The organism is Desulfitobacterium chlororespirans DSM 11544 (assembly GCF_900143285.1).
Classification (GTDB): Bacteria; Bacillota; Desulfitobacteriia; order Desulfitobacteriales; family Desulfitobacteriaceae; genus Desulfitobacterium; species Desulfitobacterium chlororespirans.
Genome location: NZ_FRDN01000005.1, coordinates 311135 through 327784, shown reverse-complemented (window position 1 = coordinate 327784; position 16650 = coordinate 311135). Strand labels below are relative to the sequence as shown.

Here is a 16650-nt window from a genome sequence, read left to right as displayed (position 1 = left end):
AAACTTATTTGATTTGCTCCAAGAGCATTTAAACAGGAGGTTAATTTATGTCTATCAATGTTTTACACACCGATAAGGCTCCTGCCGCTATCGGTCCCTATTCCCAAGGAATCAAAGTGGGAAATTTGGTGTTCACTTCAGGGCAATTACCACTTAATCCTGTGACCGGTGAACTAGAAGCCGATATACGTCAAGCGACCCGACAATCCTTGGAAAATGTAAAGAACATCTTAGAGAGTGCCGGGACCTCCCTGGATAAAGTGGTTAAAGTGGTGGTTTTTCTGAGAGATATGAACGATTTTGCCGCCATGAATGAAATCTACGGAACCTTCTTTACAACGAATCCGCCTGCCCGTTCAGCAGTACAAGTAGCCCGCCTCCCCAAAGATGCCATCATTGAGATTGAAGCCATTGCTTTAGCCGACTAACATAGGGAAATACCAGCCACGACTTTCTCAGTCGTGGCTGTTTTTATCACTTTCAGAAAAGTATAAGCTTGCGCTATATACTTTCTGTTTTTCTATGCATACCGATAAATCTTTGCAAAAGACACATACTATAACAACTTAACAAAAGAGGTGTTTTGCATGATTAACGAATTGATGCTGCGTTTAATGAACCCTTTAACAGATGGTATGCTAAAGAACATGCTTACCGAGTCTTATCCAAATAACCCCATGGTCATGACCACAACCTTTGAAAAACTGACTTTGCGGGCTGTGATTGAAGCAGGGATTCGAGCAGAGACAGGAAAGGCACTTACAAGGCCAATGGGCAGCCCTCTGCGTTTATCCCCTTGGGAGCAGTTGTTATTGAACCCAAGACAGCTTTTTGAACTCCCTACCCCGGACGATACAATCATTGACACTAAAGTGGTCATCGGCCCCCAAGCCAAAAAGCCTCTCAAACTGGATACCCCTATTATCATCACCGGCATGTCCTATGGAGGTTCACTGAGTCTGCCCATGAAAATCGCTCTGGCCAAAGGGGCCTCAACAGCCGGAACAGCCACCAACACCGGGGAATCGGCAGTATCTGAAGAAGAGCGGGAGGCCGCTGACTTCCTGATCGGTCAGTATAATCGTGGCGGCTGGCTGAATTCTCCCGAGCAGCTGGAGCTGGTGGATGCCATTGAGGTTCAGCTGGGACAAGGTGCCTGGGGCGGTGCTGTCTCTTCTTCTGTAATGGAAGAGGATATGGATGAACACCTCCGGGTGCTCTGGAAAATCGATGAAGGAGGCAGCACCGGAAAGAGCTCCCGCTTTCCCGAAGTCAATTCACCGGAAGACCTCGTTAAACTCATCAAAAAGCTGAAAAAAGAGTACTCCGTACCGGTAGGAATCAAAATTGCCGCCACCCACTTTATGGAAAGGGAATTGGAAGTCATCGCCAAAACCGAGGCCGATTTTATTTGTATCGATGGCCAAGAAGGCGGAACCGCAGCCTCTTCCCCTACTTTGGAAGATGATATGGGCTTACCTACCCTCTTTGGCTTAGGAAGAACGATCAATTGGCTGAAAGGGCAGAACCTAAGGGAACAATTCACAGTCATCGCAGCCGGAGGTTTCCGTACTCCGGGAGAAATCCTCAAAGCCCTGGCTCTAGGCGCCGATGCCGTCTACATAGGGTCCATCGCTATTATAGCTGCACTCCAAAGTCAAATCACCAAAGCTCTTCCTCAGCATCCTGCTCATCAGTTGGCACTGTATAACGGCTCCCTTGCCGAGGAGTTTGATATAGAAGAAGGAAGCCGGTGTCTTGCCAACTTTCTCCTCTCCTGTCAGGAAGAGCTGAAAATGGCCCTTCAGGCCATGGGTAAAAAAACTATTCAGGAACTGGGCCGGGAGGACCTGGTTTGCCTGGATCCTGAGCTGGCCAGAAACCTCCAGATCGGCTATGCAGGCACTCCGGCAGCAAATTACTGGGGTTCCCCCCTGGCAGCCAGATAACACGATTGTAACCAGATAACTTCATTGCTATTTAGACAGGAAAAAGGAGGGGCAATCCCCTCCTTAACTAGTTTCTTCGACAGTGTCTCCTATTCATTTTCAAACACTGCCCTGTAAATTCTCTATCTAAGTCGTCTTATTCGTTGCCTTCTGCAGGTGCTTTGGTGACAACCACTTCACCCATGGTGGAAGCAAGGACTTCACTTTGCTGACCCTCCTCGGCAACGGTCACGACTTCCAAGTTGTACTTATAGGTCCCGGCTTCGCTGAAGGCTACTTTGAACTGGCTTGCAGCATTCAGGAAAGGGAACCCGGTTTCAGGACCATAAAAGGCGCTGTTCTCTGCATCCAAAGGAAGTGCTTGATAGGTTCCGTCATTTTCAAGATATTGAAGAACCATGTTCTCTTTATTCCCTTGGGTTAAAGTAATCTTGACGCGAACTTTGGTGGTAGCCGCTGCCGGCTCAGCAACAAAGCTGTTGGGAGCGGTGGTCACCGCAAAATCGACTGTTTCCCCTACAGTTAATTCTTCAGCTAATCCGGAAACGATAGCAGGTGCGGCAAGAAGTTTAGGATCTCCGGTTAACTCGGTATTTTGAACGGTAAATTTACGTCCGTCCTGGTATTGAATGGTGATGATAGCTTTGGTAGGGACATCTTCAACAGTTCCGTTGAAATCACCATAGGTCCAGTAACCATCGTTTTCAAAAGTGCCATCGATATTGAAGGGAGAAGAAAGCTGTTGACCGGTTAATTCAAAGAGCTTGGCATTTGTAGCACGGGTTGCTTTATTGGTTGCCAGGATGGTCTCTTTAATTTGCTGTTCTTCGCCATCTTCATCTTTAATCGTTTCTACTTTGACCAGGCTTACTTCAATGCTCTGTAAATCTACAGGAAGCTTATCCACTAAGGAAAATCCAACACTATAGCCATTAACTCCAGACGCTTGCATGACACCAAAGTCTTCAGCTTTGACGTGATTGAGGGCTTCTTGGTTAAGCTCTTCGGGATTACCGGCAAGCTTTGTATTAACGACTTCATAGACACGACCATCCAAATAAGTCACTTTGATAACTGCTTTGGTAGGAACATCGAGAACACTTCCGTTCCACTTACCGTAAGACCAGTAACCGTCAGCAGAAAAGTTTCCATCAATATTGAAAGGAGAGGAAAGCTGGGTTGCGGTGGGGTAAGAATTAAAGAGCTTATTCATACTGGTGTTTTTGGCAAGAACGGTTTCCCCTCTGTACAGGGTCACTTCAACACTTGCCAAATCCCGCGCGCTTCCATCAACGATTTGAAGTCCTACATTGTAACCGTTAACACCGGATACCTGCATGACAGCGAAATCTTGGGGACGCACATGGTTAAAGGTAAGAGCTTTGTCTGTAACAGCGGTAGTTCCACCTACAGCCACAATGCTCTTTTCTCCCAATTTAGGAAGCAAGAGATCTTCTGCTTTTTTGCTGAGTTCTTTTTGAGCCAAAACGATAGGAGAATTGGTTTTGGCGGCAAGAGCCGATACAACCAAGGCATCCACGAGATGCTCATCATAACCATTGCCCACATAAACCTTGCTATACTCCAGATCAGTGAAAGTTTTTAATACTTCCAAGTTAGTATCAAAACGGTCATCGCCAAAAATACGCATCTTGCTGTCACCATCGGTTCCGGGCAATTCTTCATATACTTCTTTGCTGATCAGTATTTCCCCACCCAGTACATAGGTTGCTTTCACTTGGTCCTTGATTTCATCAAGGTATGCCGCTTCGACTTCAGGCAGCCCATCTTGATCGGCCAGGAGTATAGGCATATTCTTCGCGGCAGCAATAGAAGCTACGGAAAGCGCATCGGCATATTTATATGCCGTGGTTATCATGATTCCCTCTACATCTTCAAGGTGGCTGGCAATATTTTTAGCCGTCTCGAAGCGATCTTTACCGCCTAATTCTTCTTTAATGGCGATTTCTAAATTATTCTCTTTAAAAATCTTTTCTAAAGCTTCTTTTTTAATGGCACCGCTTACGGTGTAAACTTCTTCTACTTTTAGAGTCTTAAGTGCTTCGATGGTTGCTTCCGGAATATCCGCACCATTGGTCAGCAGAATCGGTGCATCAATAGAATTAGCGAAAGGTGCTGCAGTCAAAGCATCCACCAAATTTTCCTGTTTGCCGGAAGCAAGAATCACTGCTTTAGAGGTTTCCCAACCTTCTGTGGCAACTTTCGCCGCAGTTTCAAAACGATTCTCACCGTGCAGACGATTCAATGATTCTTTACTTTCAGCAGGTACTTGGGTGTCTGCCAATACGGCCGCTGGCAAAGCTGTGCCAAGAACCATAGCTGCAGCTATAACACTGGATACGACACGAGCTCTTGTCTTCTTCATTCGAATATCTGCCCCCTATAATATAATGCTATTTCTGCGTCGGTAACTGCATCGTTTAGCAGCATAATGTATATATTATTGATATACCAATCTATATACATTATCTTGCTTTCTGCAATCACTCAACGCAATATCAATGTTATATCAATAATCCACATAAGTCACTAGTATATTATTGGGAATCAATAATATATACTTTTACAATATATTTATATATCATATATAATCAATATAATATACGTATGATATACAATACAATATACATCATAATATCGATTCAATAAGCTCGGCGTCAGTATAAACGTCTGTGTAAAGAACTAAAATAGTACAACTTGATCGGTAACTTATATAAGCCACATGGAATATTTTGGATTATAATAATGTGTAAGTGTGTATTGGGTAATGACTCGTTTATCCATATAGGAGGGAATGAAATGCATCTTTTCTCGCCGGCTAAGCCTCAAATCAATTCTTTAGATACTCCTCAGGCTAATTCTCGGTCCTTTCAATATAATATAAATAACCTTCCCGCAAGCCCCCTCTCATCTTCTTCACCATCTTCCACTCCTCCACAAACCCTCGAACGGCCATCTGCACAACTCCCAGCAAATTCTATTTTACAAAGCAATTTAAATCCCGTGCAGACCAACTTGACAAATTCGCAACCGGTTGCGAATTCTACCAGCACTCCGAATTTAACACCGAAACCTGCCCCACCAGCCCCGGCTGATGTTAACTCCGAACTCAAATCTCTTCTGCAAAAGCAAGGTGTTAATTTTCTGCAGAGCTTTGGCCCCGCTTTCGCCCGGGAATTTGGAGCACCCTTAGCACGAAATATCGCTCCCCAGCTTGCTGATCGTTTGGGTCCTCCCCTTGCTGAAAAAGTTGCTCTGCCCTTAATACAAAAAGTAGGCTTCCCTTTGGCAAAAAGGGTAGGCCTACCTTTAGCTAAAAAACTAGGTGGACTGGTTCTGAAACGAATTGGTCTTTAAACTCTTTTCCAAATCAATGCGGCTCCGATCATGATTAAAACCAGGGGCCACATTTTACTTATGCTCTCCCATACCGGGAACCACTGGTTGACCAGCAGAAAGATGCCAAGAATAATCAGAATCAGCCCAGCTGTCCTGCCGCTCTGAGAGTATTTCTTATTCGAACTATAGGATGATCCGGAATAGGATGTGGAGTTGGCAAAGGAATCTATTCCGAAATCCCGGGCAGTATTCTTGACGTTTTGGACAACTTCATCCACTATATCTTCTACATGTCCCCCCTGCCCTCCGGACGCAAGAGGGCCCTCACTCTGATCGCCGGGGACAACAAATAAGGCGGCAATATAAGGAAAGATGCCGGCTCCACCCATCAATAAGGTGATAAGAGCAACTAAACGAACCAGGGTGACATCTACATCGAAATACTCGGCCAGTCCACCACATACTCCACCGATCATTTTTTCCCTTGAAGAACGATACAAACGATTGGTCATAATTAAATTCCCCCTGCACCATCTCCAAAATTCGCTAAATAATTGTTTAATAATGATAGCACCCGCTGCGATTTGCCTCTAACTATCCCCTGCTTCACTTCATATATAATTTATACAAAGCGTGAGTGCCGCTGTTTTCCTCTCCCTCAGCAGCTAATTGTTCATAAAGTGCTCTCGCCAGCTCAAGACCGGGAGTCATCAACCCCATTGCTTTGGCTGATTCTAAAGCAATGTTCATATCCTTAATAAAATGCTTTACATAAAAACCCGGTTCGAAGTTTCCGGCAATCATCCTTGGCCCAAGGTTGCTTAGAGACCAACTGCCCGCTGCTCCTCCGGCGATACTGTCGAGGACCCGGCTGGGATCCAAGCCAGCTTTTTGAGCATAAGCTATCGCTTCGCAAACTCCAACCATTCCCGCCGCAATGGTGATTTGGTTGGCCATTTTCGTATATTGTCCTGCACCGGCAGGTCCATGCAGGATTATATTTTTACCCATCGCTGCAAAGATCGGCATAACCGCGCTGAATGCCCTTTCTTCTCCGCCCACCATGATGACCAGGGTGCCGCTTTGGGCCCCCACATCCCCACCGGATACCGGTGCATCCAAAATATCAATTCCACCGGCCTTCCCTGCCAGAGCAATCCTCTGGGCCAGAAGAGGACTGGAAGTCGTCATATCAATAAGAACACTTCCAGGCTTAGCATTGGCGATCAGTCCCTCTTCACTTAAATAAACTTCTTCTACATCCTTAGGATAGCCCACCATGGTGATCACCACATCGGATAACTTGGCAAGCTCGGCTACCGAATCCACCCACTGCGCGCCTGAGGAAAAAAGTTCTTCAGCACTGCTTTTCGTCCGGTTATAAACCGCTACAGAATACCCGTCCTTCAGGAGATTTTTGACCATGCTGCGGCCCATGACTCCAGTACCTACAAAGCCGATTTTAAGATTTCCTTTGCTCATTGTTGCTATTTCTCTCCTTCTGCAAAATCTACATTTGCCTTTCCTAAGCCCATTACTTCTTAACACTTCTATAATATTATAACAGCTTATCCTCCTCAGAGAAAATCAAAAGGAGCATCGCACCACCTTTAAGACTCTGCAATGCTCCATCAACTTTGCAAAACTGGACCTGTCCCTTTGATTCCCTTTCCTTTGATTCGCTTATCCTTTTCCGCCTTTGAACTCCGGTAAGGGTAAGCCAAGAATGCGCAGGTAGTGAATCGCTTCTCTTAAGACATGATCGGCCAGCAAGGGAAGGATCAGGGATCGCAACTGACAGCATAGGATGGCATCCGTTCCCGCGGCTTTAAAGTCCTTGAACTCTCCGGTTACCCGGATGGTTTCATTGGTAATTCTCCTGAAGCTCTGGTCGGGTACTGTTCCATTTCCCAACTGATTTAAGAGCTGTTCATAAGCTTGGGCAAAATGGTCAGCCTGGGTAATCATGGCCTTTTCTTTGGGGTCCAGCAAATGGCTGATCACTTCGGCATGCTCCTGCATAATATGGTCCCAGAACATTTGCATTTCCACCATGTGGCAGGTGGGATCCGTATACTGATGGTTTTGCAGTTTCCTGATCTGCTTCATATACATTTCTGTTTCTTTCATTTGATGTTCATACAGGGACGGGAAATTATGACTGGTGATACAGCACTGTAGAATTGCCTTTAATGCCCGTTCCGTATACTCATAGACACCGCCTGCACAGGCCAGAGCCTTTTCGTTTAATGCATAGACTTGTTCGGCTATTTCCTGCTCACAAGGAACCATACCCATCCCCACGCCCATATAAGGGTGTAAGCTCATGGTTTCTACAGTCAACTGAGAGTTTATCGGTATACAGGTAAGTTCCTGGGTCTTTTGCTCCGCCTTCAGGGTCTTATTGGTAAACAGCTCTCCCGATTTCATCACTTCAATGCCCACTTTTCCATCAGCCAAACAATTGGCTTCATGGAGAATTTCTTCAAACCGGCATTTGAGAGCATCCGCTTCCTGCATCCAATCTGCGTCTTTACACATAAAGCCGCTTTCCAAAAAGATGAGATGCTCTTTTATAATCCTGGCCCAAAAAAGATGCAATTCCAGGGATTCCCGAATGAAATCGCCAGTCATTGGCAGGGTACTCATAGAGACAACTCCTTTCCATAAATGCCCCAGGGCATAGTTTTTTCTGACACAGCATATTCAGAAAGAGCGTCTATAGCAACCTATCCACACAATCCTTTTTATTCCATTACGCAGTTTGAGTCCTGCTCTTTATAGCAAAACATCAAATATAGACAAATTACCCATTCCGATATACTAAGAAAGACTGTAAGAGGCCTTCACACCTCTTACAGTCTTTCTCATTATCCTTGTATTTTGGATGCGCCCTCCAATTTAACGATTGGATTGCAACGCTTTGACTAAGGCATAAGCAGCTTCGGCACGAGTCATTTTCTTGGTGGATTCAAATTTATTTCCCTCGATGTTCATGACGCCCAGCCCCTTGGCTAAAGCAATATAACCAAGACTACCATCACTAAAGGTATCGGCATCCTCATACGGAGCCTGGAAGAGCTCCTCAAGCTGAGCGATCTTCTCCAATTGCAGCATCCGAACCACTAATTTGGCTTGAAACTCACGGCTGACCTGATCATTCAGTGACAGGTTCTCTTTGACCCACCCCAGTTCCTTGACTTGCTTCAAGAGCTCTTCATCGCTTAATCCTTGATAGGACCAGACGCCATTCTTGGCGATCAGCATGGAGCTTAGCAACGATTTTACGGTGACATGCTCATCAGGTCTGAATTGATCACCATACTCACCAAATGCTCCGGCCTGGCCAAGGAGTCTGATTTCTTCCTCAGCGAAGCTGCCTGAGATATCACTGAAGTTATAGGGTCTTGGCTGCTCCTTAATGGGCTTGCCTTGCCAATCAAGGAATTCACCGGTTTTAGCATCCATAATGTTGGAAACGGCAAAACTGTTGTCCATTTTAGGTTGATACACTAAGCGGATATCTGATAATTGACCATTCTTGTAAATTTGAACATATTTAAGTTCCAAAGGTCTTTTCGTTAAGAAGGTATCCTCACCTTGTTTTTGGTCCATGGCCTGGGAGATATTCGGGAAATTCACATCAGCGAAATCCATGTTATAGCTGACAACTTTTTGGGTATTGCGTTCTACGGAGACGGAGAAACCGTTGCCGGGGACATGTACTCCGTTAACAACCCGCTCATAGCTGAAATCGTGGTTGGGTTGATCTTCGGGATACTTTTGACCATTGTCCATAGCCTCTAAATACTCAACCTGCTGAACCCGGTCAGGTTGAATTTTCTTGATGAAAGCATCGGCAATTGCTTTTGCCGCAGTTCGCTCAATAGCATCCGGGCTTTTGGGCTGTTGGTTAGGAGAATAGGTACTAAACCCAAGGACTTCACCAGTGGCCGCATCCACCCGGGCAGAGGCATAGTTGTATCCATCCGTGCTTTCCTCTTGACTCCAATCAAAGGACCAGACACGTTTCTGGCTTAAGCCACCTTCCAAGCCAAGATTGGCACCGCGCAGAGTGAGGCTGTCCGGTATTTCCACCCATTTCTTGACGCTTTCAATAGCCTGCTCCTTCGTAAGCAGTTTAGATGCATCATCCACTTCTTTTTGTTCGGCCGGCGCTAAGGCATTTTCTGAGGACTTCGCCATTCCACCCATACCACCGATTGCGTCCAAAGCGGCATCACTATTAATCCATTCGCCAGAGTTAAGCTTTAGGGGTTCCCCCGTTTTTGCATCAATCATACCGCTGAAAGATTGATTGCTTAATTTGTAAACTAAAAGGGCATCTTTCTTGGCATCTTTTTCCTGACTATCCAGCGGTCTAATGCCGTAGTTAAGGAAATATTGCAGCTGGAGAAGATTACTTTTTACAAATGCCTCACGAGCCTTGTCTGCACTGATGACATCCTTGAGATCGGGAATGCTTTCTTTGCTCCAGTTGAGAGAATAGCTTGTAATCGTACCATCATAAGCATTCACTTGAACTGATACACCATTGCTTGGGAAAGCAACGCCATTGGCCACCCGCTTCCATTGCACGGAATAGGTCGTATAGCCATAATCTATGACAGGAGTGATTTGTGTGTTTTCCGGCACCAATTCCATCTGATTGAGCCGATCTCCCAGAATTTTGTTCACCAGACCCTGAGCGATATCTTTAGCCTCTGCATAGGAATATTTGGGAACACTGGTCTGCGAAGATGAACTTGCAGGATTCCAGCTGTTCATATGAATGATTTCACCGGTGCTTACATCCACTTGAGCGTTAAAACTACCTCCGGCATCATCTGTGGAATTCCAATTTAAGGACCAAGTCTCTCTTTCATTATAGTTATTGTAGCCCGAAGTAAACTTTGTATAGGCTGCGGGAATAGTAAAGTTATTTTTAACGAGTTTAATGGCATCTTCCAAACTCACTTTAACCTGTGCCGGCGCGGCAATTGTTTCTACCGCACTTATGGTTTTCGCACTCACCTCAGATGCCGCCATCACGGAGGCAGGTAGTGTACCCTGCACTAATAAGGCCACAGCCATAGGAATTGCTAACTTATGCATTTTTTTCTTATTCATTTTTCCATTCCTTTCTTACCTTGTCTTTTTCAACCTCTATTACCATTATAGACGAAAAACTCACGACCAATATGACGCTGAAAAGCAAAGCAAAAATAAATTAATTATTGTTAATCATTATGCTTTTATTACTATTTATAATATAATACATTTTTCTAAACATTTACAATAATCAGAAGGTGTTTTGCTTTTTTTGCAGAATAGTTATATAAGTACTAAATTGAACAGGAGTGAGAAGAAAATGAAACGCAGCATTTGGGCCTTTTCCGTTCTCTTAGCTACCATATTTCTTCTTGGTCATTGGATTCCTGGTTTTTCGGCGCACTCTACTCTTAATTCCTCCGCTCAACCTGCTCTGGCCGCTGCTTTCACCGACCCCATTACCCCAACCGAGCGCAAGGAGATAGAAACTTTAGCACTCGATTTTACAAAAAGGTATTATACTTATACTTTGGATAACTATTTGGAAGAAGGTCTAAAGCTTCTGCCCCTTCTGACACAAGATTATCAACCGATCTATAGGAGTTCTCTTGAGAAAAGCTTCACCGCAGCCGAAGCCGTTAACGCCAGGTCGACCGTGGAAAGCGCCTTAGTCCTGGATCTGGAAAAAACTGCTCCGGATTCAAGCTTAGTTAAAATGCAATTTAAAGCAAAGGTTCTGACCCATGATGTCGTAACCTTGAATCGCTACAGTGTTGTTTTAGAGTTAATAAAAGATGATGATGTATGGTTGATTAATGATATAGTGGAAGAAGAGCCTGTTGCCTTTGCCAATCTTCAGGATTTACTCTAATTCCGTAAAATTTTTAATTAAGCTTAACAGCTGATAAGGTAGTAAAACTCCCGTGAAAATGGTCTGTGACTCACATAGACCTTTCTATCGGGAGTTTTTGTTTCTGTATCATTCGCATATTAAATTGCTCATGAGGTGATATGCCGAGTCTTTAAATCTTAGAGAAAAAACAACCAGGTCACTACTCCAAAGAGGGGAAGCAGAATGCAGAAGCTATACACCATATAGCCAAAAAAGCTGGGCATTTTCACTCCGGATTCCTCAGCAATAGAACGGACCATAAAGTTAGGTGCATTGCCGATGTAGGTGACCGCTCCGAAGAACACGGAACCGGCGGAAATCGCCAGGAGATATAAGGGCTGATCGGCTAAAAACTGAGCCACGGCAGGCGCTTCAGCCATACCGGGGTAGAATTGCCCTAAAGCGGTACTAAAGAAAGTCAGATAGGTTGGGGCATTGTCCAGAAAGCTGGATAATGCTCCGGCAATCCAGAAATATTGAGCCGGTTCTTTAACTGCCGCAGTGATAAAAGACAAGGCTCCGGACTCTCCGGCCTTCAAAATCGCTAAAGCAGGCGCCATAGTAACAAAGATGCCGAAGAAAAGATAAAGAATCTCCAGGATGGGGCCCCAGGAGTATTCGTTTTCTTCACGAACTGCCCTGGGTGTGATTTTCATGGAAATCACCATAATGACCACAAGAACCAGATTGCGAATAACATCCTGCCAGCCAAGATGAACCCCCAAAATCGATACTTCACTCATCTTAACATAACCGCTAAAAAGAATCACACCAATAATTACGGCTAACAGAATAAAGTTTTGGGCCCCTAGAATTTCTAACTTTTTCCCTGGCGCCGAACCTGCACCGGAAAGGTCTTGAGCTGCCGCTCCATCGCCATAAAATGAAGCAAGGGCCAGGCCCCCTTCTTTTTGCTCTTTAGCCAGATAGTACTTATCAAAAGCAATATAAATGAGTAATAGCCCGGCCAGTACGACAGCCATGGGAGTAATAAGACGCAAGGTCCAAAAGAAAGGGACTCCATGCAAAAAACCCAGGAAAAGCGGCGGATCCCCTAAGGGGGTTAATGCTCCTCCTACATTGGCAACCATGAAAATAAAGAAGACCACCATGAAGGCCTTATACTTACGATCTTTATTCACACGCAGGAAGGGGCGGATCAATAGCATAGCAGCTCCTGTAGTCCCCATCCATGAAGCAACAATAGCTCCGATTGTCAGGAAACCTGCATTGACCCAAGTGGTCCCCTTGAGGGATGTACGAACTAAAATTCCACCGCCCACTGTAAATAAAGAGCCGATGAGAACAATAAAGGGGATGTAATCAGCGATAAGCAAATGGAGCAACTCATCAACACCTTGTTTTCCATAAACTACGATCAACGGAACCGCAAGCAATGCTGCCCAGGCAGCCGATACCTTCCCAAAGTGATGATGCCAGAGCTTAGGGAACAGAACAGGTCCGAGGGCTATGGACAACAACATACCGACAAAAGGAATGACTGAATATAATGGTAATAATGTTCCTAAAGAGTGTTCCATTTTTCCTCCTTAAATTTTTCGGCAGACAAAGCAGCTTTTTTTTAATAGCTCGCTCAGCTTTCGCACCACGAAAGAGAGCTCAAAACAGAAAAAGTTTGTTTACCTCTATGTTACAACACAACTCTCCTTATGAACAATACTAAAAAGCACAACTTTCTGTTTCTATTCAGTTTCACAATTATCACAATGGAGTTAAAAAACGGAATTAACCAAAAGGGATAGCATCCGCTAACAAATAATTAAAATTAGCTGCCATTTTCCCATAGACGCCGGTACTGACCTTCTTTTCTCATCAACTCTTCGTGTTTCCCCTGCTCAAGAATTCTTCCCTTCTCCAACAACAGTATTTCATCCATATCTTTAACAAGTTCAAGATGATGAGTAATCACGATGAGTGTCCTATCCTCGGTCAAAGCAAATAGTTCTTCTTTAAGCTCCCGTTCCGTAACCGGGTCCAGTCCACTGGTCGCTTCATCAAAAATAAGGATAGGAGCATCTTTAAGTAAGACGCGGGCAATGGCCAGACGCTGCTGCTGCCCACCGGAAAGCTTCATCCCCTCTTCACCGATTAAGCAATCATATCCCTGAGGAAGAGAAAGAATAAAATCATGAATTCTTGCTCTGCGAGCTGCTTCGTATAACTCTTCGTTAGTCGCTTCCAGCTTGGCCAATAAGAGATTTTCTTTGACTGTAGCATGAAAAAGATAAGGTTTTTGAGCAACTATACCCATGTTTTCCCGAACAACCTGAGGAGTTAATTCTTTGATGTTTACTCCGCCCAAGCGGATTTCCCCGGCAGAGGGTTCCCAAAATCGAACCAATAGATTAACAAGGGTGCTCTTCCCCGCTCCGCTTTGACCCACGATACCAATCCGTCTGCCGCTTGGTATCTTAACAGAAATGTTATCCAATACCCAGGGGCCGTCCGGCTCATAGCGAAAACGCACATTCTCAAAGGCAAGCTCAGGTTCACGATTTTGAAAGCTCCACTTTTCCTCCGCTCCATCATTGAAGCCGGGGGCATCCAGCCCGCCTTTCTCCTTCTCCAGAAGCTGATGTCCTTCATCGATTAAATGCTTAAGGCGCCTTCCCGCCGCCTCATTTTCCTCCAAATAAGGCTGGCCGGCCGGCAGGGTCGCTACAGCCTCGAAACTACTCAGTACCCCTAAAGCCAACATACCCAATAAAACCCCGTCAAGCTGTCCTCCCTCTACGAGAATTATTCCCAGAACCAGGACAGCCAGCATTCCTAAATGAGTGCTCATCCCCATCAGGGCATTTGCTGTTCCTGTTACCTTAGCCATTCTTCGTTCAGAGTGACTGAGTTCATTTTGGGCTTCTTGAATCCGCTGCAACACAGCTTCGGTCTGTCCAAAGGCCAGCATTTCCGGCATTCCCTGCAAACTATCCAAAATAAAGGTATACATCTTGGCTTTGGCCTGAATTTTCATCTGGCCGATACCCTTTCCTAAAGCCCGGACAAGCAAAGGAAGAACAACGCCTGCAGCCAGAAAAAAAGCCGCCAGGATCATAGTGAATCCTTGATTAAAATAAGCAAGAAAACCTCCATAGCCGAGCAAAACCAGCACGGCCACAAGAGGAGGAGCCAGGACCCGCAAAAACAGATTTTGCTGTACTTCCACATCCCCCACAATGCGGCTGAGCAAATCCCCGCTGCGCAACTCTTTAAGCCGGGCAGGAGCTAATGGTTCAATCCCCTCATAAACAATCATCCGCAGACGGCTTAACACCCGAAAGGTAACATCATGGGAAACCAGGCGTTCAAAATAGCGGAAAACCGCCCGGGAAATCCCAAAGAAACGAACCCCCACAATCGTGATCATCAAATCCATAATCGGGGGCTGCAAGGCTGCCCGAGCCAGCAGGTAGGAAGAAGTCGCCATCAAACCGATGTGGCTGGTAACGGTCAGGGCACTTAACAGCAAAGCCAAACACACCCTGGGCCAGAGAGGAAGCATTTCTTTGATAATCCACCCCAGATTTTTCATTCCTCATCCCTCCCATAGGTGCTTACGAAATGGGTATATAGTCCTTGATTATTGAGTAAGGTCCGTGGAGAGCCCTCCTCAATAATCCTCCCCTTATCAAGTACCAGGATCCGATCCGCCTGAATCGTCGTCCTCATGCGATGGGTAGTAAAAATTACAGTCCTGCCCTGACAAAGGCCCTCCAAGGCTATCAGCAAATCCTTTTCATTTTCGTTATCCAAGCCGCTGGTCACTTCGTCCAACAGCAACAGAGGTGCATCCTTAAGAAAGGCCCGGCTAATGGCTATGCGTTGCGCCTGCCCTCCGCTTAAGCGAGCCCCTCCCTCGCCCACAAGGGTATCATAGCCTTGGGGAAGTTCGGTGATAAACTCATGGGCCATGGCCAGTTGTGCAGCCTTTACCACGTCTGCTAAAGCTGCCTCAGGGTTACCGAAGCGAATATTCTCCATAATCGACCCGGCAAAGAGATAAGTTTTCTGGGGAACGTAAGAAATCATCTCCCGCCAAGTTGCCGGCGGGATCCTGGTTAATACTGTATCATTAATCAGTATCTTTCCCTGTGTCGGTTCTACAAACCTAAGCAGAATCTGCAGAATTGAGCTTTTGCCCGCGCCACTGGGTCCAATTAGAGCCACCCGTTCACCAAGGCGGAGGGTAAAGTTAATATCCTTTAAAACCCTTTCCCCCTCTTGCTCATAGCACAGATCCACCTGTTTAAATGCCAGCCAAGGCGCACCTCGATCTCCCCTGAACAAATGACCGGGCTCCTTTGCCTCTCTGCCCAATCCAGCCGCATTCAACTCAGATTCCAGTTGGTTCTCTATCTCTAAGACTTCGAAAATACGCTGGGCAGCATTGCTCCCGGAGAGTCGCGCATGAAAAGACAAACCAAGGGTTCTTAAGGGCAAATAAAACTCCGGAGCTAAGATCAGAATGAAAAGCGCCTCAGCATAAGGAACCGTGCCATTAATCAAACGAAGACCCAAGGTTACGGCAATGACTGCGGTGCTGATCATACCCATAAACTCCAGGACAAAAGCCGATAAAAAAGCTACTTTCATGACGCTCATGGTATTCTTCCGAAAGGCCTCGCTGACCCGGCCGATCACTGTAGCCTGGTCCTTACTCCGCCCGAACAGCTTCAGGGTGGTTAAGCCTTGAAGCATATCAAGAAAATGGGCGCTCATACGGCTTAAGCTTTGCCATTGCCGTAAAGACTTTTTCTCAGCAAGTTTGCCAATCAGGATCATGAAGAAAGGAATGAGGGGGCCGGTTATGATTAAGACAAGAGCAGATTGAAAATCCTTAGGCAGGAGAAAAGCAAACGTAAGCACTGGTACTAAAACAGCTAAAATGAGTTGAGGGACATAGCGGGCAAAATAATCATCCAAGGCTTCAATTCCCTCTACGGCTGTGTTGAGCAGCTCCCCTCCCCGCTCACCCCGGGCATACACGGGCCCCAGCGCAAGGATCTTATGCAGAAACTGCACCCTTACCCTTTCCTTTACCCGGATGGCCGCCTCACGGGCAGTTACTTCACTGCAATACTGAAAAATTCCGCGTACTCCGATGACACCCAAAATAGCCAGAAGATATCCTTCCACTTGCCCAAGAGGTGCGTCTTCCAGAAAGACTTGGGCAATCACCTGGGAGAGCAGCCAGGCCTGAATAATCGCCAGCACAGCTATTCCTACGCCAAGGGCTATGGTTCCTGAAAGGTATCTTTTAACATGTTTGCCTTCCCGCATCAAACGCTTATCAAGCATAATTTAAAAAGGGGCAAGAATCACTTGCCCCATCCCCCTAAAATTAAATATCTTATCCTTAGTTTACATGATTGATAACTT

At 45.7% G+C, this 16650-nt stretch carries 12 protein-coding genes; 4 read left to right on the top strand and 8 right to left on the bottom strand.

Translation table 11 applies throughout. From position 1 onward, the window contains the following. Positions 1 to 47: 47 nt before the first annotated feature. On the top strand, positions 48 to 428 hold the full coding sequence (locus tag BUA14_RS07420; protein ID WP_072772013.1) for a RidA family protein: 381 nt from the start codon (positions 48 to 50) through the stop codon (positions 426 to 428). 159 nt (positions 429 to 587) lie between these two features. Beyond that, a complete protein-coding gene (locus tag BUA14_RS07415) occupies positions 588 to 1949 on the top strand; it encodes an FMN-binding glutamate synthase family protein (protein ID WP_072772012.1) in 1362 nt (453 codons plus the stop codon). A 136-nt stretch (positions 1950 to 2085) separates the two neighbouring features. Here BUA14_RS07415 and BUA14_RS07410 read toward each other — a convergent pair whose 3' ends face one another. After that, positions 2086 to 4335 carry a cell wall-binding repeat-containing protein gene (locus BUA14_RS07410; RefSeq protein WP_072772011.1) on the bottom strand — a complete coding sequence of 750 codons (2250 nt, stop codon included), beginning with the start codon at positions 4333 to 4335 and terminating at the stop codon, positions 2086 to 2088. Positions 4336 to 4769: 434 nt separating this feature from the next. On the opposite strand from BUA14_RS07410, the gene BUA14_RS07405 reads away from it, so the two are divergent. Further along, complete coding sequence (locus tag BUA14_RS07405) at positions 4770 to 5327, top strand: hypothetical protein (protein WP_242954586.1); 558 nt, start codon at positions 4770 to 4772, stop codon at positions 5325 to 5327. Here BUA14_RS07405 and BUA14_RS07400 read toward each other — a convergent pair. The 4 genes from BUA14_RS07400 to BUA14_RS07385 form a co-directional block, all read right to left on the bottom strand. Beyond that, the gene (locus BUA14_RS07400) at positions 5324 to 5821 is read right to left on the bottom strand and encodes a PspC domain-containing protein (protein WP_072772009.1); all 498 of its coding nucleotides are present in this window, start codon (positions 5819 to 5821) and stop codon (positions 5324 to 5326) included. The two genes, BUA14_RS07405 and BUA14_RS07400, sit on opposite strands and share 4 nt — an antisense overlap. Before the next feature lie 94 nt (positions 5822 to 5915). Beyond that, on the bottom strand, positions 5916 to 6857 hold the full coding sequence (locus tag BUA14_RS07395; RefSeq protein WP_282433340.1) for an NAD(P)-dependent oxidoreductase: 942 nt from the start codon (positions 6855 to 6857) through the stop codon (positions 5916 to 5918). Positions 6858 to 6992: 135 nt separating this feature from the next. Beyond that, positions 6993 to 7958: a DUF2935 domain-containing protein gene (locus tag BUA14_RS07390; protein WP_072772007.1), complete on the bottom strand. Its 966-nt coding sequence runs from the start codon at positions 7956 to 7958 to the stop codon at positions 6993 to 6995. 252 nt (positions 7959 to 8210) lie between these two features. Next, positions 8211 to 10439 (bottom strand): YcdB/YcdC domain-containing protein, encoded by a 2229-nt coding sequence (locus tag BUA14_RS07385; protein WP_072772006.1) that lies wholly within the window; start codon positions 10437 to 10439, stop codon positions 8211 to 8213. Positions 10440 to 10680: 241 nt separating this feature from the next. Between BUA14_RS07385 and BUA14_RS07380 the strand changes: the two genes are divergently transcribed. Continuing rightward, positions 10681 to 11232 (top strand): hypothetical protein, encoded by a 552-nt coding sequence (locus BUA14_RS07380; RefSeq protein ID WP_072772005.1) that lies wholly within the window; start codon positions 10681 to 10683, stop codon positions 11230 to 11232. Positions 11233 to 11390: 158 nt separating this feature from the next. Here BUA14_RS07380 and BUA14_RS07375 read toward each other — a convergent pair whose 3' ends face one another. From BUA14_RS07375 to cydD, 3 genes are all read right to left on the bottom strand, one after another. Next, positions 11391 to 12794, bottom strand: a complete 1404-nt coding sequence (locus BUA14_RS07375) for a sodium:proton antiporter (protein WP_072772004.1) — start codon at positions 12792 to 12794, stop codon at positions 11391 to 11393. Positions 12795 to 13039: 245 nt separating this feature from the next. Then, entirely contained in the window at positions 13040 to 14803 is a 1764-nt protein-coding gene (gene cydC, locus BUA14_RS07370) for a thiol reductant ABC exporter subunit CydC (protein ID WP_072772003.1), read from the bottom strand. After that, positions 14800 to 16569 (bottom strand): thiol reductant ABC exporter subunit CydD, encoded by a 1770-nt coding sequence (gene cydD / locus BUA14_RS07365; RefSeq protein ID WP_072772002.1) that lies wholly within the window; start codon positions 16567 to 16569, stop codon positions 14800 to 14802. Before cydD ends, cydC begins: the two co-directional genes overlap by 4 nt. Positions 16570 to 16650: the final 81 nt, after the last annotated feature.